Source organism: Burkholderia cepacia complex sp. TUM26381 (genome assembly GCF_057439935.1).
This window is the reverse complement of the sequence record NZ_CM172008.1, coordinates 398,813-417,842: the sequence shown is the minus strand read 5'-3', so window position 1 is coordinate 417,842 and position 19,030 is coordinate 398,813. Positions and strand designations below refer to the sequence as shown.

The following is a 19,030-nucleotide window of genomic DNA, read 5'->3' as shown; positions in this document are numbered from 1 at the left end:
GAGTGTCCCCTTGGATGGCTTCAACGATCGGTGGACTGGGGTTCGGCGCCCGCACGCGCGACCTGCGCCTGCGCTGCCGGCACCCGGTGCTTCGGCCGCGCCGCCGGCTTGGCCGGCGTATCGGGGCCGGCTGCCGCGAGGCGCGCGGCGGTGGCTTCGATGTTCGCGATGCGCGCCGCGTTCGACGTGTCGGGCTGCGGCACGGTGGCGACCACCGGCGTGGGCACCTTGTGCGGCTCGGCCAGCACCGGCGACTGCGCGTCGGCACCTTGCGGCGCGCGCGGCGCGGGCAGCGCGGCGGCGGGACCGGCGGGCGCTTCCGATTGCGGAGCCGGCGCGGGTGCCGGAGCCTCGGCCGGAGCCTGCGGTGCAGCTGCTGCGCCGTTCGCGGGCTGTGCGCCTGCCTTGCGAACCCCGCCGCGGCCTTCCATGTTGCCCGTTGCATACACGTCGGCTTCGTTCGGCTTCGAGAAGCTGTCGGTCGGCAGCGCGACATCGGCGGTCGACAGCGGCTTCACCAGGTGCGGCGTGATCAGGAAGATCAGCTCGGTGCGGTCCTGCTGGAACGACGTGCTGCGGAACAGCGCGCCGAGCACGGGCACTTCGCCGACACCCGGGATCGCCTTCAGCGCGCCGGTCGCGTTGTCCTTGATCAGCCCGCCGATCGCGAACGATTCGCCGTCGCTCATCTGGACCGTCGTCGAGGCGCGCCGCGTCGTGATCAGCGGCAGGATCGACGTGCCGCCGATGTTGGTCGCGCTCAGCGTGACGCCCGTCTGCGACAGCTCCGACACCTCCGGCGCGACCTTCAGGCTGATCCGGCCGTTGGCGAGCACCGTCGGCGTGAACTTCAGCGCGACGCCGAACTCCTCTTCCTGCAGCGTGATCGACGACGTGCCGTTGCCGCTGCTCTGCGGGATCGGGATGAAGATCTTGCCGCCGGCGAGGAACGTCGCTTCCTGGCCGCTGATCGTCACGAGGTTCGGCTCCGCGAGGATCTTGACGAGGTTGTCGGTGTTCTGCGCGTCGGCCGCGATGCTGAACGGCTTGTTGTTCGCCTTGTTGAAGACGGCGCCGCTTGCCACGCCCGCGAGCAGGTTGCTGACCAGCGCGCCGCTCCACGAACCGAACCCGCCCTGGATGTTGAACGCGCTGCCCATCTGGTTGATCAGCGTCTTCGACACCTCGGCCACCTTCACCTCGAGCATCACCTGCTGCGGCGACGTGACGTTCAGCATGTTCAGCACACCGCCGCCGCCCTTGCCGCCCGCTGCCGGGTCGCTGGCGCTGTCACCGTACGCATGGGCGATCTGCACGGCCTGCTGCGCAGCCTGCGAGCTCGACACGGTACCCGCCAGCACGATCGTGCCGGCCGCGGTCGATACGTGGATGTCGCGCTCGTTCGGCATCAGCTGCAGCAGCGATGCCTGCAGGCCGCCGGCATCCGCGCCGACCGCAACGTCGATCACGCGGCAGGCGCCGCTCTTGCCCTGCACGATCATGTTGGTCGTGCCGACCGCGAGCCCGAGGATGTACAGCGTCTGCGGCGACACCATCGTGGCCTGCGCGACGGCCGGGTTGCCGATCGTCCGATTGCGGACCGGCTCCGGCATCGGCACCAGCAGCGACTTGCCGAGCGGCACGCTGACGCTGGTCGACTCGCGCACGGCGCCGACGCAGTTCGGCCCGCGCAGCGGCCCCGCCGAGGCGGCGGGCGCGGCGGCCGGCACCGGCGCCATGCTGATCGTCATCTGCATCGGCCCCTTGCCGACGGCGGCCGGCGCGCTGGCGCCGCCCTTCGTCAGCACGGCCGACTCGACGCCTTCCTGCGCGAGTGCGCCATAAACGGTCAGCCATCCCGAACAGAGGATCGCGGCCATCATCGTGCCCCGTGCGACGCGTGTCCGCAGTGGGCTCGTACCTGTGCGTTGCGGTTTGATCTTCATTTCGTCTGATCCCCCGAGAGACCGGCGCCGTGCCGGTTATCGACTTCCAAGGCCGCCGCGCGTTGCCGGCGGCCGATCTGTTTGTCTGGCTGTATTGATCTGTTTCAGAAACACTCGACGCTGCCCTTCACGCCCGTCAGCACGCCGACGCAGTCGCGTCGTGCTTCCGGCGCCGCGTGCGATGCGACGTGCACGCGTACCGTCCGTACATGGACAGGTGCCGGCGGCGCTTCGGGTGCGGGCTCCTTGCCCAGCAGCGTCAGCTTGGTCGCGCCGTCGGTGTTCAGCGTCTTCTGGTCGACCTGGTTGCGCAGCACGAGCGACAGCGTGCCGACGCTGCGCGCGAGATCGAGCCGTTCGGCCTGGTCGGGCGTGACTTCCAGCGTCACCGCATTGACGACCTTCGGTGCGGTGTCGTCGCGGCTGACCTGCTGCGCGACGGCGAGCACGAGGATGTGTTCGAGCACGATCTTGGAGATGCTCTGTCCGTCGGTCTTGCCCTGCTGTTCCTGCGTGTTGACGATCACGTCGACGTAGTTGCCCGGCAGCGCGAAGCCCGCGACGCCGACCACGTCGTTCACGCGCACCGTGATCGCGCGGCTGCCGTCGGCGATGACCGCGGACAACCCGCCCTTGGTGCCGACCGGCGCAAGCTTCGACTCGATCACCGGCTCGTCGCGTGAAAGGCTGGTGCGCACCACGCGCCCTTCAAGGGCTTTCGTATCGGTGAACGCGCCCGTCGGCACGCTGCCCGACGGCCAGTTGACCAGGTGGATCTGGTTCGGCCCGAGCGGTTCGCCCAGGTTCAGGTCGGTGGTGGCCACCGCGACCGGCGTGACCGAATTCGTGGATGTCTGCACCAGCCAGTGGGACGCGAACACGACCGCGGCAAGACCCGCGACCATCGCGACGACCAGCATCATGACCGCTCGACTGTTTTTCATGGCAATGCTCCTCGACGATTCGTGAAAGAAACGGCTCAACCGGTAACGAACGTGCGGCCACCGCGCTCGACGGGCGGCGGATGGCTGCCGTCACGTTCGGGTGCCGCGCCGAAATAGCTCGCCCATGCGTCGTACAGTGCGTCGTGCGTCACTTCGGGCGGATCGCCGCGATACCGTGCGCCGGCGGCCACGAGACGCAGCAGGTCCGCAGGAAAACAGGCGAGAAACGCCTTGCCGGTCGGCAGATGCAGCCGATGCAGCAGGTAGTCGAATGCATCGCTCGCGGAGATGAGCCCCAGCGATGCGCAGGCCGCGTTGTACACGGCGCGGTAGTCGTCGATCGACATCGCGCCGACGTGCAGCTTCGAACCGAGGCGACGCAGGAACGCGTCGTCGCCGAGCTGTTCCGGCGACAGGTTGCTCGAGAACACCGGCCAGACATCGAACGGCATCACGAAGCGGTTGCCGGATTCGAGCGTCATGAAGTCGACGCCGCGATCGAGCGGGCGCAGCCAGCGATTGAGCAGGTCGCGTGGCTCGACGCGCTGGCGACCGAGATCGTCGACGACGTACATGCCCATGTTGGCTTTCATGTGCGGCGGCGCCTGATAGAAGCCGGCGGCTTCGTCGCGGCGGAGATCAAGCTCATCGAGCGTCAGTTCGCCGCCCGACATCACGACCGGCCGCGTACACAGGCGCCAGCGGCGATCGATCGACCAGTTGCCGGAGGGCTGCCCGACCTCGACATGCACGAGCGGGTCGTAGATCTGGATCACTTCGCCGGCCGCGCAGATCGCGTGCGGCACCGGCACGTGGCCGTGCATCAGCGAGCCGAGCCGTTCGGCGAGGAAGGTCTTGCCGCTGCCGGCCGGGCCGTAGATCAGCAGCGGACGGCCGGCATTCAGTGCCGCAGCCGCCGCATCGAGCACCGACGTGTCGATCACGATGCCTTCGAACACGGCCCACACGTCGTTCTGGCCGATGTGCAGCTTGCGCACTGAATGAGCGGCCACGCATTCGAGATACGCGTCGAGCGTCACCGGTGCGGGGCCGCTGTAGCCGCTGCGCGCCCGTTCCTCGAGTGCGAGCACGCGGCCCGCGTCGGTCAGGCGGAACGTCACGTCGAGATCGGTCGCGCCGCGATGGGTGAGCTCGACGAGATGCTCGCGCACCAGGAAGGCGAAGACGTCGTCGAGGACCGCGAGCGGCAGGCAGTGCCGCTCGACCAGGTCGCCGTATGACGGGCGGCCGAGCACCAGCGTCGACTTCAGCACGAGCCCGGCGACGAACGTCATGCTCAGCCCGGTTTCCTCGAGCGTGCGCGGCGCCGTCGGCAACTGCGTGCCCAGTTTCGTATGGGCTTCCCGAGACGGCAGCGGATCGGGCAGGTGCGCCACCTGCGCGTCGCGTCTCGGTTCGGTGTGATTCGTGTTCATGATCGCTCCGTCCTCGTTGCTTGTGCGTCGCGCTATGCGCACGACACGAACAACATGCCCAGCGTGCCGGCCGCGATCGCCACGCCATACGGCAGCGTGCCGACCGATGCGAATTCCACGGGGCCGCCGGCGGCTTCCGCGTGCGCCCCTTGCGAACGACGCGCGATCAGCGCGCGGACGTTCGCCCACATCTGGCGCATCCGGCCGCGCAGCAGCGCGAACGCGATGGCGCCTATCCCGCCGGCCAGGAACGTGGCCAGCACGATGTAGAACGTCATTTCCGCCCCGACCCATGCGCCGATCGCGAGCATCAGCTTCACGTCGCCGGCCGCCATCCCGCGCAACAGATAGAACGGCAGCAGCAGGCCGAAGCCGGTCGCCGCCCCTGCGAGCCACCCGAGTGCGCCTGCCAGGACGCCGTGCAGCATGCACTGCGCGACCAGCGCGCCGACGAGCCCGACCGCGACGAGACGGTTCGGAATGCGGCGGCTTGCGATGTCCGTGCTGGCCGCGGCGACGGCGAGCAACGTCACGCACAACGGGACCGGGTAAGGCGGCGCAACAGGTAACATGGCGAACCTCTCGGATCGAATCGTTGAATCAGGAAACCATTGCCAGCGCGGTGGTTACCGCAGACGTCACGGCCGCTGCAATCACCTCGTACGTATTGGCGAGCGAGCCTTTCAGCGTGACGACGCTGCCCAGCACTGCGGTGGCGAACATCGCCGCGAGCAACGCATATTCGATCGACGTCACGCCTTGCTCGTCGGCGATCCAGCGACGGACGACACACATCGTGGCTTGCATGGTGGTCTCCGGTTCCTGGTTGATCGGATGGCCGGGGACGGCTCGAGCACTGCACCGGCCGAGCCGTCCACGGCATGGTCCATCAGATGGCTGCGACCGCCGAATCGAGGTCGTCCGCGATCGTGGTGAACACGGTCTTGAGGTCCTTGCCGACCGTCGACAGCGCGGCGATGATGCCGATGGCGATCAGGGCGGCGATCAGGCCGTATTCGATGGCCGTCACGCCATCTTCATCGCGAACGAAACGGCTGACTTGTTGAATGAACTTGGACATGATGATCTCCTTGCGTAGTCACTTTCAAAGTCCTCGCGTGCCGGCTGGATCGAATGATCCGGCATCGATACGTCGAGGCATGTTGTTGATGCCGTGTGGTGCCGACGAACAATCCTGAGGAGCCGCTCGCCGTACCGTTCATCAGATTGCTGCCACTACCGAGTCCAGATCGTCGGCGACCGTACTGAACACGGTCTTCAGATCCGTGCCGACTGTCGTCAGCGCGGCAATGATGCCGATTGCGATCAGCGCGGCGATCAGGCCGTATTCAATGGCCGTCACACCGTCTTGATCCTCGACGAACCAGGCTACCTTTTCGATGATTCTTGGCATGAGCTTTCTCCTTTCGGACTACTATTAAATTCCCTTCGTCAATCAAGACGTCGGGGGTGGGCACCACCGGCACTACACGAAAAATCGGAACGCGACGCTCAGCTGCGGGAACGGGGATGCACACCCCTGTCCGTGCGAACGGGTATCAGTGAAACGGAGCGCGAGAAAGGCGTGGCCGGGCCGACCAGCCGGATGAACCGGGCATGCCGACAGACCGGAACGGCACGACGGCCGTTCGACGCATGGAATCCAGTTGAACGGGAGACGAACTCCCGGCAAAGCCGCAATGTGTTTTTAACGCGGCTTGCGATCCGCGATGTGCAGTGGTCTTTCATTTTTATTCCCCAAGTACTGCCATGCCGATTTTTATTGCCCTGAAGACATCGGGTCTCATTGGTCACTCGGCGACGATTCGCGCGGTTCATCGACCTGGAGCAGCATGTTCCCCGACGCGCTCCGGCCCATCTTTTCCGCAGGTGATTCCAAAGCCGGTTCCGTGTGTCTTTTGTCCGAACCGGCCGGTCATCCCGTCGTCGACTGCCGTGCCAACGCTTACGCAAAGAGCGGACCATCTCGGGCGAAATCGAGGTGCATCAAGGGTTCCGGCGATCCGCGCCGCCCCGGGCCAGGGGCGCAACGATCGAAATGTTTCAAATTTGATATAGGCGCCCCCGCGAACGGAGGCCCCCGGAACGCCCGTCGTCGCGCTGCACAAAGGGCACAAAATTTTTTCTCGGGATTTTCCCGGACGCCTGGCGCCGCTCGCGCACCGCAGGATCGGCGGCATGCGAACCCGGTGAAAATCGCGGAATGTTTCAAGCCAGAAACACGAAACCCGGCGTCGGCATTTTTTCATACCAGAAACGGCGGTTTTCACGCGCATCGCTGAACACATTAAAGACCGGCCGCCCATGCGTGGTTTGCATCACGCGATATTTTCTTCAACAATGAACTCACCGGACAACGCCGTTTCAACGCGATTCGATCCGCAGGCACGACAACATCAAACGGCTGTGACAGACCACGCAGCCACTACGATAAACGGGGCATCATGTACACAGCCAATCGTGAAACGCGCGATCGCGCCATACGCTGTGCTCAATGGCTGACAGCGGACCGGATCGTTCCATACAGCTGCATCATGCTGCTGCTGTTCATCGCACTGGTGGTCGTGTGGGGCGTCGTGACCGACGGCTTCACGTCGAACGCCATCGCCCGTCCAGGCACCGACTTCTCGGTCTTCTGGACTGCATCGCATCTCGTGTTGCAAGGCCATGCCGCATCGGCCTACGACACGTCGTCATTCGTGCAGGCCGAGTTCGCGCACTTCGGTGCGTTTCTGCAACACCGGCCGCTTCCCTGGCTCTATCCGCCGACGATGCTGCTGTTCGTCGCGCCGGTTGCCCTTGTGCCTTTCCTGCCCGCTTACTTCCTCTTTTTCGCGGGCAGTCTTTTATGCTACGCGTTCGCCGTCTCGCGGTTGTCGGGACTGCGCGCGCATCTTCCCGTGCCGCGCGCCGCGGCGCTCGTGGCCGCCGCGTATTCGGCGGTGTGCATGTCCGCACTGTTCGGGCAGAACAGCATCCTGACCGCCGGCCTCGCCGCGCTCGCGCTGCATCTGCTCGGCAAGCGTCCGGTCGTGGCGGGCGTGCTGATCGGGCTGCTCGCGATCAAGCCGCAGTTGGCCGTGGTGTTCCCGTTCGTGCTGATCGCGACGCGTGCGTGGCGCACCTTCGCGGCGGCGGCGATCACCGCGACGCTGTTCGCGGCAGCCGGCGTCGCACTGTCCGGCCCGGCCGCGCTGCACGGGTTGACGCATGCGATGTCGACGGTACGCGAGCAGCATTTCATGCTCGCGTCGTACTGGCTCGCGTCGCCGACGCCGTTCGCCGCGTTGCGGCTCGCGGGCGCACCGGTAGCCGCCGCGCTTGCCGCACAGGCGGCGGTCGCGCTGCTCGCGATCGCCGCGGCCGTCAACGTGTGGCGTCGCACGCACGACATGCGCCTGCGCGGCGCAGTGCTGGCGGTCGCCACGCTGCTGACGACGCCTTATCTGTGGCACTACGAACTGACGTGGCTCGGCATCGCGGTCTTTTGCCTGATCGCGTACGGTCTCGACGAAGGCTGGCTTCCCGGCGACCAGGGCATCCTCGTGCTCGCGTGGCTGTTGCCGATCTTCGAGATGTTCAATCGGTTGATGAAGCTGCCGCAGATCGGGCCAGTCGTGCTGCTCGCGGTGCTGTTCGTCGTCGTGCGCCGCACGGCACTGGCGTCACGGAGCACGCAATGAAAGCGCCTTCGTTCGCCCGCCATGCGCATTCCTCCATTGACGCGCATCCGGAACTCCCGATCGCCGGCCCGCACCGCTACCCGCACTGGTTCAATCGCGACCGCATACGCCTTTATGCGGCCGCCGCGTTGCTGACCGAACTGCTGTTCATCGGCATCTACCTGATCCGCGTGATCCTGTCGAACCACGGCGCGCCGGACCCGCTGTCGCCGGATTTTTCGCCGGTCTGGAGCGCCGCATGGCTCGCCGCGCACGGGCACGGCGCCGACGCATGGCATTTCCCCGCGCTGTTCGCGGTCCAGAAGCTTGCGATCCCGACGTTGACGCTCGCGGACGGCACGCAGCCGTGGCTCTATCCGCCCACGATGCTGCTGTTCGTCTCGCCGCTCGGCTGGCTACCGTACACGCTGGCGCTCGTGCTGTGGCTCGCGGTCACGTACGCGCTGTTCGCGGCGACGATCCGCGCGACCGTACAGCGCGATGCCGCGTGGCTGTGCGCCCTCGCATTCCCCGGCGCTTTCCTCACGGTGATCGTCGGACAGACCAGCCTCTTCACCGCGATGCTCGCCGGCCTCGGCCTGCTCGCGCTGAACCGCCGCCCGGTTGTCGCCGGGATCTGCTTCGGCTTGCTGACGACGAAGCCGCAGCTCGCGGTGCTGTTCCCGCTCGCGCTGCTGTGCGCGGGGCAATGGCGTGCGCTGGCCGCGTGGGCCGCGACGCTCGCCGTCAGCGTCGTGCTCGCGACGCTCGCGTTCGGCCTCGCCCCGTGGGTCGCGTTCATGCACGTGATCGCCAACGTCTACGCGATCGTCGGCACCGGCCACGCGAAACTCGCGCGCATGCCGACCGTGTTTGCGCTCGCGACGATGGCCGGCTGGCCCGCGCTCGTTGCACGCGGCCTGCAGCTGCTGTCGGCCGCGGCTGCCGCGATTGCCGTGGTCTACGCGTGGCGCGGCGCATGTTCGTACGCGCTGCGCGCCGCGACCCTCGCGTGCGCCTGCCTGCTCGTCAGCCCCTATCTGTACGACTACGACCTGACGTGGTACGGCCTCGTGATCGCGTGGTACGCCCGCTATGCGGGGACGCGCGGCTGGCGCCACTTCGATCGCGAATGGCTGATGCTGCTGTGGCCGATGCCGCTCGCGGGCCTCGCGGTCGTACCGCACCTGTCGTTCCAGTTCATGCCGCTCGTGACGCTCGCGTCGCTCGCGCTGCTCGTCAGCCGGATCGCACAGGAAAGACACGACGTGCCGTCGATGCCCGACGCGCGCGACACCTCGACCGATACCGGGTTCGCCCATCCGGCCCGGTCACACCACCGCCCGGCGTACGGAATGCGCCGCACCGGCCGCCCGACGATCGGCGTCGGCCGGTGAAGCGACATTACAAGGGGAATCATCATGCGGGAATCCATCTACACGCCGCTCGTCTCGCTGGTCGTGCCGTTCTATAACGAAGGCGAGGCCGTCGAGCATTTCTTCGACGTCGTGATTCCACTGCTGACGTCCATCGACGCAATCCGCTTCGAGATCGTCTGCGTGAACGACGGCAGCCGCGACGACACGCTGGAACGCCTGGTCCGCATCAGCACCGCCGAGCGGCGCGTGCGCGTGATCGATCTCACCCGCAACTTCGGCAAGGAGGCCGCGCTGACGGCCGGCCTCGACGAAGCCGCCGGCGACGCGGTGATCCCGCTCGATGCCGATCTGCAGGATCCGCCCAGCCTGATTCCGGTCATGATCGAACACTGGCGCGACGGTGCGGAAGTCGTGGCGGCAAAACGCAGCAACCGCGCGTGCGATTCGTTCGCGAAGCGCACCGCCGCCGCGATCTACTACCGCGTGCACAACCTGCTGTCGGACGTGAAGCTGCCGGAGAACGTCGGCGATTTCCGGCTGATGGACCGCAAGGTCGTGAATGCGCTGCGCAACCTGCCCGAGCGGCACCGCTTCATGAAGGGGCTGTTCGCGTGGGTCGGCTACAAGACCGTGATCGTCGAATACCAGCGCGATCCGCGCAGCGCCGGGCACTCGAAGTTTTCCGGCTGGAAGCTGTGGAATTTCGCACTGGAGGGCATCACCAGCTTCAGCACCGTGCCGCTGCGCAGCTGGACCTACATCGGCCTCGGCATCGCCGCGCTCGCGTTCCTGTACGGGTCGTTCATCATCCTGCGCACGCTGCTGTTCGGCAATCCGGTGCTCGGCTATGCGTCGCTGATCTCGGTCACGCTGTTCATCGGCGGCATCGAGCTGATCGGGATCGGCGTCGTCGGCGAGTATGTCGGGCGGATCTACGACGAGTCGAAGCAACGGCCCGTCTACCTGATCCGCCGCCGCTACCAGGCGCACGGCAAGGTGATCGAACTGCCGGTTTCACGCGATGCGCGCCGCCTGGCCGCACGCCGGCGCGTGCAGCCGGTCCGTGCGCGGGTCGGTGCGCGCTGACGCGCGGGCACCATGATCGGCCTGCTCGCTGCCGAGCGCGCGAGGCTCGTGCGCTTCGGCGTGTCGGGGCTCTGCTCGACCGCGATTCACACGCTGGTTGCGGCGGCGATGTTCGCGCTGCTCGATGCGACGCTGGTGGCCGCGAACGCCGTCGCGTTCCTCTGCGCCACCGCGTTCTCGTACCTGGCGAATACGCTGTGGAGTTTTTCGTCGACGGTACGCGCGCGCAACGCGACGCGCTTCCTCGCGGTCACGCTCGCCGGGTTCGTCGAAACGCTGCTGCTGGCGCGCGGCGCCGCGGCGCTCGACATGTCGCGCGCGATGAGCGTCGTCGCGATCGCGCTGCTGATCCCGCCGACGACGTTCCTGCTGCACCGGTTCTGGACCTACCGGTAAGCGGCCTCCCGTGCCCGGAAAATAATCGGCCCATCAATTAACGTATTCGATGCCATTGTATTTATGTAACGCATCGAATCGATTGATTCTTATTTTAAAATTACCAAATGAATATATTTTAACGACCCTGTTTACCTTTACAGCTTCCACGAATATTCAAACGGGATAATCTGGATTCGCCGTCGCTCAAGCACGGGCCCAATCGGGCACAAATCCTTGCAGAACAAGGCGATGGCGACCGCACGAAGCAATTCGCGCAACGATAAGTCCCATTACTTAAAACGGGAGCTTCCATGTCACGCGTAACCGATGTGCTCGTTTCGTTCGACACCGAAACCATTCTCAAAAAATATCCGAATCCCAGCAAGAACCCGGCTGCCCCGACGCTGATCGACTGGCGTTACGTCTATATGGTGACCAACCAGGACAACGTCATTTCCGGGCAGGCGGGCGGCGAGCTCGACCTGAAAGCGCAGGTCGGCGACCTGATCCGCTGGCGCGAAACGAGCCTGTCGCTGGGCTTCGAGAACCAGGTGGTGTTCTACAAGTTCATCGGCAACGTCGGCAACGACCTGATCTCGACGCCGACCCCGCGGGTCGCGGAAGCGTCGATCCCGGTGCCGAACACCAGCAAGCCGGAAGTGCCGACCTGCCAGAAAGTCGCGAACTACTACTGGTCGTCGGAATGCCTGAAGGTCGGCCGCGTGACCTACCACTTCCAGTTCCAGATCATCGATCGCAACTGCCAGATCCAGGGTTGCTTCTCGTGGGATCCGTTCATCTCGATCCATAACTGATCGCGGCACGCGGGCGGCCGCGCGGCGGCCGCCCGTGCCGCTCCCTTGTTGCGGAGGAGGTGCTCATGTCTGGTCTTCGTTGCGATGTCCTCGCGGTCATCGACGCCGTCACGCTGCTGTCGGCCTACCCCGATGCGAGCCGGGACGCCAACGCGCCGACCGTGATCGACGGCCGGCACATCTACGTGCTGAGCCCCGGCGAGACCGGGCAGGTCGGCCACAACGACAACCGTCTCTTTGCCGGCCTGGCGCCGGGCGACCAGCTTCATCTGCGCGAAACCGCGCTGGCGCTGCGCGCCGAAGTGAGCGTGCTGTTCGTCCGGTTCGCGTTGAAGGACGCCGGCATCGTCGCCCCGATCGAAGCGGAAATCCGCGATGCCGCCGTGCCGGTACCGGACGGCGACGACCTGCTTCATCCGTCGTGCCGGCCGATGAAAGACCATGTCTGGCGCAGCGACGTGCTGGCCGCGGGTGCCACCACCTGCACGGCCGATTTCGCCGTGCTCGATCGCGACGGCGCCGTATCGGGCTACTTCCGCTGGGAAACGACGATCGAGATCGCCGGCAGCCAGCCGGACACGAAACAGCCCGGCTTCAAGCCGTCGTCCGACCGCAACGGCCACTTCACGCTGCCGCCGAATACCGCTTTCAAGGCGACCTTCTACGCGAATGCCGCCGACCGGCAGGACCTGAAGCTGTTCATCGACGACGCGCCGGAACCGGCCGCGTCGTTCGCCGGCAACGGCAACGATGGCGTCAGGCAGTTCACGCTGAACTCGCAAGGCGGCAGGATCCGGATCGACGCGTCGGCCAACGGCAGGAAATCGGCGACCGATGCGCGGCTCGCGCCGCTGTCGGCCGGCGACACGGTCTGGCTCGGCTGGCTCGGGGCCGAGGACGGCGCCGACCGCGACTACAACGACGGGATCGTGATCCTGCAGTGGCCGATTACGTGAGCGGCGCCGCGTGCGGCACTCAGGTGCGCGGCAGCCCCGGCGGATTGGTCTGCGACTGGTCGACCGCTTCGGCATCGAGGCTCCAGCGGCCGAGCACCTTCCGGTAGCTGCCGTTCGCGATCAGCCCATTGATCGCGAGCGTCAGCGGCCCGGCGAGGCCGCTGCCCTTCCTCGTCGTGATCGCGATGTCCGCGGTACGCGGCCAGCCGCCGCTGACCGTGCCGATCAGCTTCGCATCGCCACGCAGCGACGCCTGGTACGCGAGCATCGAATTCACGCTGAAGATCGTGTCGACGCGGCCCGACTGCAGCGCGACCCAGCGTTCCGCGGCATCCGCGTAATACTGGATCTCGACCGGCGCGAGGCCGCGCGCGATGTTCTGCCGGTTCCATTCGAGCAGGATCTTTTCCTGGTTCGTGCCCGAATCGGTCACGACGCGCAACCCGGCAACATCCTTCGGCTCGCGGATCGCGACGAGCCGGCTGTTGCTCTTCACGTAGAAGCCGATCTGATCCTTGCGGTAGGTCGAGAAGTCGAACTTCTCCTTGCGCTGCTCGGTGACCGTCACGTTCGAGATCACCGCGTCGACCCTGCCGGACTGCAGCGCGAGCGGCCAGTCGGCCCACGCGAGCGGCACGATCTTCAGCTTGCGGCCGACGCTGTCCGCGATGAGCTGCGCGAGATCGGGATCGAAACCGACCACCGTGCGCGCGTCGGTCGCATAGGTGCTGAGCGGCGGCAGGTTCGGCGCGATGCCGATCGTCAGCGTATTCGCTTCGGCGAACTTGAAGCCGCCCGGCAACGCCTGCTCGACCGCCGGGTTCACGGCGCCGCGCTGCCGGCCCGGCTGCTCGGGGCTCAGGTCGAACGGCGCGGCCTGCGCGGCGGCAACGTGCCCGGCGATCAGGATGGCGGCCAGCACGCGGGCGATGCGTACAACGGGAAAAGCGGTTCTTCTCATGTCTTCCGGAATCCTTTGTTATTCGATGATGCGTGAAGCAGGCACGGGGGCGGCGGCGCGACGTTCGGCGCACGCCGCCGCCGGCGCGGTTTGTCACGCAGGCGTCGCCTCGAGTTCGGCCGCGCGCTGCGGCACCGGTTGCACGACGCGCGACGGTTGCCTCGCCTGCACCGCGTCGCCCGCATACAGCGCCTTCGGATCGAACACGCGCGCCTGCAGCGGCGTGAACGCGCGGAAATTCCACAGGCTGCGCGCGACGAACACGCGCTGCACCCAACGGAGCGCACGGTCGTTCTCGTCGTACTGCGGATCGAAGCGGTCGCGCGAATGCAGCGTGAAATGGTTGTTGATCAGCACCAGCTTGCCCGGCGACACCTGCACGCCGAACGACACCTCGCGCACCGCGCGATACAGGTTGGCCAGCGCTTCCTGCGCCCGCGTGTTGACGGCCAGCACCATGTCCGGATAGAACGCGACCGTCACGCGCGGCGCGTCGATCGGCCCCGACAGCACGGCGCTCAGGTCGGTGTTGTCGCGCGGTGTCGGCGCCGCGCCGCGCCACCGGTACGGCACGCGAATGATGTAGTGCTCGCCGTAGAGCTGCGCGATATCGTCCGGCGACAACAGTTGCAGCGCACGGCGCGCATCGGCGAGCCGCGTGTACGGGCCGCCGCCGGCCTCGCTGCGCACGCCGAGCAGCAGCAGCGCGAACGGCGAAGTGTCGCCTTCGGGCATGTGCGCCTGCGCGGCATTCTCGATATGGAAGTCGAGCTCGACTTCGGAGCCGAGGCCCGTGTAGTCGCGCGCGTTCGTCTTGTGCGGCGTCAGGTTGTTCACGAGCTCGCGGCCTTCGTGCGCGATCGAATAAGGCTCGCCGGCCAGCGTGCTCAGCGCGACCAGCACGTTCTCGCTCAGCACGCCGGCCTTGAACGAGCGGCCGGTTTCCTCGAACCGCGGGCTGCCCTGCACGCCCTCGTCGATCGGCAGGTTGTCGATCTCGATCGAGCCGTGCGCGTCCGCGGTCGGCGCCTTCGCGCGATCGAATGCGTCGACGATCCGGTCGGGAAACGCGTTGTAGGCCAGCTTGCGGACTGCGCTGATATAGCCGGCGCCGCCGGCCGGGTCGTAGCCCAGCGCGCCGAGCGTCTTGCGAATGTGAGCCGACTCCACTGCGGTCAAAGCGATGCGTTCATCTGCGAGATAGGTCATAGGTCTCTCGTATAAAGATCTTGGGTCGAAGAGCGGTATGGCACCACCGCCGCGCTCTGCCGTCCTCGGTGCGAAGCGCTCGACAAGACTAGGAGACCGTCATTGCATTGCGAAATGATATTAATTCGATTGCAAACAAAAATTATCGATATAAGTTCAGCAACGCGGCCGTGGCCGGTTCGCGTCGTTCGCACCGGTCTTTAACACAAATACTTGTTAAAAAATCGCTGCTTATTATTTGTCTTCGCCAGCGGGTCGATGCTAGTTTTCTGTCGGACTCGACGATGCGACCGCTGCCCGACGGGCAGCCGGCGCCCTTCGTCCGACATACGGGAACCCGCCAGATGAATCGATACCCCCCGCCGCGCCGCTGCTCCTTCGATCATTCCGGATACGACACGTCGTTGCCGGCGTGCCGCCCGTCGCCCCGCACGCCCGGGGAGGCCCGATGAGCGACCAGGCCCACGCGCTCGACCGCACGCAGACGGCCGCCGCGCCGCCTCAACGCACGTCGCTGCGCGCGATCCTCCCGACCGTCGCGGCCGCGAGCCTCGGCTTCGCGATCGTCCAGCTCGACGTGACCGTCGTCAACGTCGCGATTCCGAGCCTCGGTCACGCGTTCGGATCGAGCGTTCACGGGCTGCAGTGGATCGTCGATGCGTACACGCTGTCGTTCGCCGCGCTGCTGCTGACCTCCGGCACGCTGGCCGACCGCTTCGGCAGCCGGCGGCTGTTCGCCTACGGTCTTCTGCTGTTCCTGCTCGCGTCGCTCGGCTGCGCGCTCGCGCCGTCGCTGGCGGCGCTGATCGCCGCGCGGGTCGCGCAGGGTGTCGGCGCCGCGATGATCCTGCCCACGTCGCTCGCGCTCATCACGCATGCGTGCGCCCACGACGCCGCCGCACGCGTGAAGGCCGTCGCGTGGTGGAGCGCGACGGGCGGTGCGATCAGCGCGGCCGGGCCGACCCTCGGCGGCCTGCTGATCGACTCGCTCGGCTGGCGCGCGATCTTCTTCATCAACCTGCCGATTTGCGCGATCGGGCTGTGGCTCACGCTGCGCCACGTGCAGGATTCGGCCGCCGCACGCACGCGGCTGTTCGATCCGGCCGGCCAGATCGTCGCGGTGCTCGTGCTCGGGCTGCTCACGGGCGGGATCATCCGCGCCGGCGCCCACGGCATTGGCGACCCGTATGCTGCCGGCGCCCTGGCCGCGTCGGTCGCGCTCGGCATGCTGTTCGTGGCGATCGAACGGCGCGTGGCCGCGCCGATGCTGCAGCTCGCGTTCTTCCGGATCGCGCGCGTGCCGGGCGTGCTCGCGATCGGCGCGGTCACGAATGCGGCGTTCTACGGGCTGATTTTCTCGCTCAGCCTCTATTTCCAGAGCGGCCGCGGCTTCACCGCGACCGAATCGGGGCTCGCGCTCGCGCCGCTCACGATCATCATGCTCGCCAACCTCGCGAGCGCGCGGCTCGCCGTCCGGTACGGGTTCCGCGCGACCGTCGTCGTCGGCCTCGCCGTGTCGCTCACCGGCTACGTGTGGCTGTGGCAGACGCTCGCCGCACACACGCCCTACGCGCTGCTGGCGCCGGGGCTCGCGGCGATGGCGATCGGCGGCGGCATCGCGATTCCCGCGCTGACGTCGACGATGCTAGGCAGCGTCGAGGCCGGCCGCTCGGCCACCGCGTCCGCGATCCTCAATACCGCGCGCCAGGTCGGCGCCGCCATCGGTGTCGCCGCGCTCGGCGCGCTGGTCGCCGGCCAGGGCGCGGCGATCGTGGCCGGCGCGTCGCGCGCGTTCGCCGTCGCGGCCGCGCTCATCGCCGTATGCATCGTGCTGGCCGCGCGCTGGCCCGGCGACGCCCCCGATCCCGCCACACGGGCCTGAACCGCTTTCGACCGACACCCTTTCACCGATCCCCCAGCCGAGCGAGGAATCCATGCAGCATCGCTTCATCGATACCGTCCTGATCGTCGACGGCGCGTCGACCGCCGCCTACCTGGCGCCCGCGTTTCGTGCGTACGGCATTCGTTGCGCACACGTGATCAGCGACCCCGATCTGCCGGACATCTACCTGAACCAGTTCGTGCCGTCCGACTACATCCGCCAGATCCAGCATCGCGGCGACATCGACGCGACGCTCGCGCAGCTGAGCGACCTGCGGATCGGCGCGGTGCTGCACGGCCTCGACGCCGCGCTGGAGCTGGCCGACACGCTGGCCGAACGGCTCGACGTGCCGTATCGCAACCCGCTCGCGACGTCGGCCGCGCGACGCGACAAGTTCGCGATGAACGAACGCATCCGCGAGGCCGGCCTGCGTGCGCCGGCGCACTTTCACAGCACGTCGGTCGACGAGGCGGTCGAATGGGCCCGCGCGCAAGGCACGTTGCCGCTCGTGGTGAAACCGGCGCGCAGCGCGGGCGTCACGGGCGTGAAGATCTGCCGGACGCTCGCGCAGGTCGAAGCCGCCGCGCGCGACGTGCTGGCCACCCGTTCGCTCTACAACCAGCCGAACGACGACATCGTGATCCAGAGCTATTCCGAGGGGCAGGAATACATCGTCGATTCGGTATCGTTCGAGGGCCGCCATCGCGTGGTCAGCCTGTGGGAAGTGCATCGCGACCGCACGCACGCGCCGCGGCTCGACAAGATGCTGGTGCTGAACCACGCCGATCCACGCTATGCGCCGCTGCTCGACTATGCGGCCGACGTGCTCGACGCGCTGGACGTACGCTTCGGGCCGACCCATCTGGAGCTGTTCGATACGGCCGACGGCCCGACAATCGTCGAGCTGAATGCGCGGCTGCACGGCAGCCTCGATCCGCGGCTGACGAGCGCAGTCAGCGGCGAGAACCACGTGTCGGCCGCCGTCGAAGCCGTGCTGCATCCGGAGCGGCTGTTCGGCGACGCCGTCGCGCCGACGGATTTTCGCGGCTACTGCGGGCACGTGCTGCTGCTGTCGTCGCGCAACGGCGTGCTGCGGCAGGACTTCACGTGGCAGGCGATCCAGGCGCTGCCGTCGTTCGTCGGGCTCAAGCAATGGATCAAGGTCGGCGACACGCTGCGCGTGACCACCGACCTGCAGACGGCGCTCGGCACGGTCGGCCTGTACAGCCCGACCTTCGAGCGGCTGCTCGAGGATTGCCGGCGGATCCGCGAAATCGAGGCCAATTTCTTCGCGGACGAACACGCGGTCGCACCGGCCTGACGCGGCGGGCGCGGCGCGCCGGCTCGCCCGGATCAGCGGGCGAGCAGCGCGCCCGCCTGCCGGCCGATGACCGTACGCAACACGTCGAGCTCCGGCAACGCGGGCGTTTCGTCGGGCGTGACGAGGTAGGTCGTCACGCTGTCGAGATCGTCGAACGCATGCGTGCGCAACTCCTTGCGCGCCACGTGCTCGGTCGTGATCCGTTTCGGCAGGATTGCAACGCCCATCCCGGCCGCCACGCAGCCGAGGATCGCGCCGAACGTGCCGAACGACGACACCGATTCGATCGCGACGCCGCGCGCCTTCAGCCAGTGCTCCGCGACCGCGCGATACGGGCAGCCGTCGTGAAACGCGAGCAGCCGCACCGCGTTGTCGGCCAGCAGCTGCCGGCGCGTGACCGTGGCCGCGCTCACCAGCACCATGTCTTCCGCGAACGCGGGCTCGTAACGCAGCCCGGGCCTGACGATCGCGCGTGCGGTGAGCGCGGCGTCGAGCCGGCCGCGCAACAGGGCATCGGCCAGATCCGGCTCGCTGCCGATCTGCACCACGAGGCCGAGCGCCGGATCGTGCGCCGTCAGCGCGGCGGCCAGCGCCGGCAGCCGCGTGGCCGCCGTGCTTTCCATCGAGCCGAGCCGGAAGCTGCGTGCTACCGGCGTGTCGCGCACCACCTGCGTCGCTTCGTCGACGAGGCGCAGGATGCGGTCGCAGTACGGTATCAGCCGGCGCCCGGCATCGTTCAGCACCAGTCGCTTGCCGTGCCGGTCGAACAGCGGCGCGCCGAGCGACTCTTCGAGCTGGCGCAGCCGCGCGGTGACGTTCGACTGCGTGCAGCCGAGCCGTTCGGCCGCGCGCAACGCGCTGCCTTCCTGCACGACGGCCCGGAAGGTTTCGAGCAGAGGAATGTTCATATCACTTTCTCTTGTTACTGATTCAGTTTATATCATTTTACTTCGCTCATCATCCGGATTAGCCTAGCGGATATTCCGTGCCGGCCGCGCCTTTTCCGAGGAATCCGCATGCCATCCGCCGTCTGC

Annotated in this window: 18 protein-coding genes; 8 read left to right on the top strand and 10 right to left on the bottom strand. The window is 67.1% G+C overall.

All coding sequences use genetic code 11. From position 1 onward, the window contains the following. Nucleotides 1-20: 20 nt before the first annotated feature. The 7 genes from ACWMMN_RS34050 to ACWMMN_RS34020 all read right to left on the bottom strand — a co-directional run bounded on the left by ACWMMN_RS34050 (nt 21) and on the right by ACWMMN_RS34020 (nt 5,740). The gene (locus ACWMMN_RS34050; protein ID WP_059241396.1) at nt 21-1,946 is read right to left on the bottom strand and encodes a type II and III secretion system protein family protein; all 1,926 of its coding nucleotides are present in this window, start codon (nt 1,944-1,946) and stop codon (nt 21-23) included. A gap of 104 nt (nt 1,947-2,050) precedes the next feature. Beyond that, nucleotides 2,051-2,890: a Flp pilus assembly protein CpaB gene (cpaB, locus tag ACWMMN_RS34045; protein ID WP_059241395.1), complete on the bottom strand. Its 840-nt coding sequence runs from the start codon at nt 2,888-2,890 to the stop codon at nt 2,051-2,053. A 35-nt stretch (nt 2,891-2,925) separates the two neighbouring features. After that, nucleotides 2,926-4,326 (bottom strand): hypothetical protein, encoded by a 1,401-nt coding sequence (locus ACWMMN_RS34040; protein ID WP_059241394.1) that lies wholly within the window; start codon nt 4,324-4,326, stop codon nt 2,926-2,928. Nucleotides 4,327-4,358: 32 nt separating this feature from the next. Further along, nucleotides 4,359-4,898, bottom strand: coding sequence for an A24 family peptidase (locus ACWMMN_RS34035; RefSeq protein WP_059241393.1), 540 nt, complete (start codon nt 4,896-4,898; stop codon nt 4,359-4,361). A gap of 28 nt (nt 4,899-4,926) precedes the next feature. Continuing rightward, nucleotides 4,927-5,133 (bottom strand): Flp family type IVb pilin, encoded by a 207-nt coding sequence (locus ACWMMN_RS34030; protein ID WP_059241392.1) that lies wholly within the window; start codon nt 5,131-5,133, stop codon nt 4,927-4,929. 82 nt (nt 5,134-5,215) lie between these two features. After that, the gene (locus ACWMMN_RS34025) at nt 5,216-5,407 is read right to left on the bottom strand and encodes a Flp family type IVb pilin (protein WP_059241391.1); all 192 of its coding nucleotides are present in this window, start codon (nt 5,405-5,407) and stop codon (nt 5,216-5,218) included. A 141-nt stretch (nt 5,408-5,548) separates the two neighbouring features. Beyond that, nucleotides 5,549-5,740 carry a Flp family type IVb pilin gene (locus ACWMMN_RS34020; RefSeq protein WP_059241390.1) on the bottom strand — a complete coding sequence of 64 codons (192 nt, stop codon included), beginning with the start codon at nt 5,738-5,740 and terminating at the stop codon, nt 5,549-5,551. A 1,051-nt stretch (nt 5,741-6,791) separates the two neighbouring features. On the opposite strand from ACWMMN_RS34020, the gene ACWMMN_RS34015 reads away from it, so the two are divergent. The 6 genes from ACWMMN_RS34015 to ACWMMN_RS33990 all read left to right on the top strand — a co-directional run bounded on the left by ACWMMN_RS34015 (nt 6,792) and on the right by ACWMMN_RS33990 (nt 12,623). After that, nucleotides 6,792-8,030, top strand: coding sequence for a glycosyltransferase family 87 protein (locus ACWMMN_RS34015; RefSeq protein WP_059241389.1), 1,239 nt, complete (start codon nt 6,792-6,794; stop codon nt 8,028-8,030). Further along, a complete protein-coding gene (locus ACWMMN_RS34010; RefSeq protein WP_486424418.1) occupies nt 8,027-9,406 on the top strand; it encodes a glycosyltransferase family 87 protein in 1,380 nt (459 codons plus the stop codon). The genes ACWMMN_RS34015 and ACWMMN_RS34010 overlap by 4 nt, the downstream gene beginning before the upstream one ends. Before the next feature lie 24 nt (nt 9,407-9,430). Then, a complete protein-coding gene (locus tag ACWMMN_RS34005; protein WP_174992366.1) occupies nt 9,431-10,474 on the top strand; it encodes a glycosyltransferase family 2 protein in 1,044 nt (347 codons plus the stop codon). 12 nt (nt 10,475-10,486) lie between these two features. Continuing rightward, a complete protein-coding gene (locus tag ACWMMN_RS34000; RefSeq protein ID WP_059241386.1) occupies nt 10,487-10,870 on the top strand; it encodes a GtrA family protein in 384 nt (127 codons plus the stop codon). Nucleotides 10,871-11,163: 293 nt separating this feature from the next. After that, nucleotides 11,164-11,667, top strand: coding sequence for an inclusion body family protein (locus ACWMMN_RS33995; protein ID WP_059241385.1), 504 nt, complete (start codon nt 11,164-11,166; stop codon nt 11,665-11,667). 65 nt (nt 11,668-11,732) lie between these two features. Continuing rightward, nucleotides 11,733-12,623, top strand: a complete 891-nt coding sequence (locus ACWMMN_RS33990) for an AidA/PixA family protein (RefSeq protein ID WP_081052094.1) — start codon at nt 11,733-11,735, stop codon at nt 12,621-12,623. Nucleotides 12,624-12,642: 19 nt separating this feature from the next. On the opposite strand, the gene ACWMMN_RS33985 is transcribed toward ACWMMN_RS33990, so the two are convergent. Together ACWMMN_RS33985 and ACWMMN_RS33980 are read right to left on the bottom strand one after the other, a co-directional pair. Continuing rightward, a complete protein-coding gene (locus tag ACWMMN_RS33985; protein ID WP_486424417.1) occupies nt 12,643-13,584 on the bottom strand; it encodes an ABC transporter substrate-binding protein in 942 nt (313 codons plus the stop codon). 93 nt (nt 13,585-13,677) lie between these two features. Further along, nucleotides 13,678-14,793 (bottom strand): TauD/TfdA family dioxygenase, encoded by a 1,116-nt coding sequence (locus ACWMMN_RS33980; RefSeq protein WP_059241383.1) that lies wholly within the window; start codon nt 14,791-14,793, stop codon nt 13,678-13,680. Nucleotides 14,794-15,241: 448 nt separating this feature from the next. Between ACWMMN_RS33980 and ACWMMN_RS33975 the strand changes: the two genes are divergently transcribed. Next, the gene (locus ACWMMN_RS33975) at nt 15,242-16,675 is read left to right on the top strand and encodes an MFS transporter (protein ID WP_059241382.1); all 1,434 of its coding nucleotides are present in this window, start codon (nt 15,242-15,244) and stop codon (nt 16,673-16,675) included. A 52-nt stretch (nt 16,676-16,727) separates the two neighbouring features. After that, nucleotides 16,728-17,996, top strand: a complete 1,269-nt coding sequence (locus tag ACWMMN_RS33970) for an ATP-grasp domain-containing protein (RefSeq protein ID WP_340625927.1) — start codon at nt 16,728-16,730, stop codon at nt 17,994-17,996. 32 nt (nt 17,997-18,028) lie between these two features. Here ACWMMN_RS33970 and ACWMMN_RS33965 read toward each other — a convergent pair whose 3' ends face one another. Beyond that, nucleotides 18,029-18,904, bottom strand: coding sequence for a LysR family transcriptional regulator (locus tag ACWMMN_RS33965; protein ID WP_059241380.1), 876 nt, complete (start codon nt 18,902-18,904; stop codon nt 18,029-18,031). Nucleotides 18,905-19,030 lie beyond the last annotated feature (126 nt).

Bases quoted from the DNA above. Each gene is read 5' to 3' on its own strand.
- ACWMMN_RS33970 (WP_340625927.1), top strand. From the start codon at position 16,728: ATGCAGCATCGCTTCATCGATACCGTCCTGATCGTCGACGGCGCGTCG.
- ACWMMN_RS33980 (WP_059241383.1), bottom strand. From the start codon at position 14,793: ATGACCTATCTCGCAGATGAACGCATCGCTTTGACCGCAGTGGAGTCG.
- ACWMMN_RS34000 (WP_059241386.1), top strand. From the start codon at position 10,487: ATGATCGGCCTGCTCGCTGCCGAGCGCGCGAGGCTCGTGCGCTTCGGC.
- ACWMMN_RS34010 (WP_486424418.1), top strand. From the start codon at position 8,027: ATGAAAGCGCCTTCGTTCGCCCGCCATGCGCATTCCTCCATTGACGCG.
- ACWMMN_RS33990 (WP_081052094.1), top strand. From the start codon at position 11,733: ATGTCTGGTCTTCGTTGCGATGTCCTCGCGGTCATCGACGCCGTCACG.
- ACWMMN_RS34015 (WP_059241389.1), top strand. From the start codon at position 6,792: ATGTACACAGCCAATCGTGAAACGCGCGATCGCGCCATACGCTGTGCT.
- ACWMMN_RS34050 (WP_059241396.1), bottom strand. From the start codon at position 1,946: ATGAAGATCAAACCGCAACGCACAGGTACGAGCCCACTGCGGACACGC.
- ACWMMN_RS34030 (WP_059241392.1), bottom strand. From the start codon at position 5,133: ATGCAAGCCACGATGTGTGTCGTCCGTCGCTGGATCGCCGACGAGCAA.
- ACWMMN_RS34025 (WP_059241391.1), bottom strand. From the start codon at position 5,407: ATGTCCAAGTTCATTCAACAAGTCAGCCGTTTCGTTCGCGATGAAGAT.
- ACWMMN_RS33975 (WP_059241382.1), top strand. From the start codon at position 15,242: ATGAGCGACCAGGCCCACGCGCTCGACCGCACGCAGACGGCCGCCGCG.
- ACWMMN_RS34040 (WP_059241394.1), bottom strand. From the start codon at position 4,326: ATGAACACGAATCACACCGAACCGAGACGCGACGCGCAGGTGGCGCAC.
- ACWMMN_RS34005 (WP_174992366.1), top strand. From the start codon at position 9,431: ATGCGGGAATCCATCTACACGCCGCTCGTCTCGCTGGTCGTGCCGTTC.
- ACWMMN_RS34020 (WP_059241390.1), bottom strand. From the start codon at position 5,740: ATGCCAAGAATCATCGAAAAGGTAGCCTGGTTCGTCGAGGATCAAGAC.
- ACWMMN_RS33965 (WP_059241380.1), bottom strand. From the start codon at position 18,904: ATGAACATTCCTCTGCTCGAAACCTTCCGGGCCGTCGTGCAGGAAGGC.
- cpaB (WP_059241395.1), bottom strand. From the start codon at position 2,890: ATGAAAAACAGTCGAGCGGTCATGATGCTGGTCGTCGCGATGGTCGCG.
- ACWMMN_RS33985 (WP_486424417.1), bottom strand. From the start codon at position 13,584: ATGAGAAGAACCGCTTTTCCCGTTGTACGCATCGCCCGCGTGCTGGCC.
- ACWMMN_RS34035 (WP_059241393.1), bottom strand. From the start codon at position 4,898: ATGTTACCTGTTGCGCCGCCTTACCCGGTCCCGTTGTGCGTGACGTTG.
- ACWMMN_RS33995 (WP_059241385.1), top strand. From the start codon at position 11,164: ATGTCACGCGTAACCGATGTGCTCGTTTCGTTCGACACCGAAACCATT.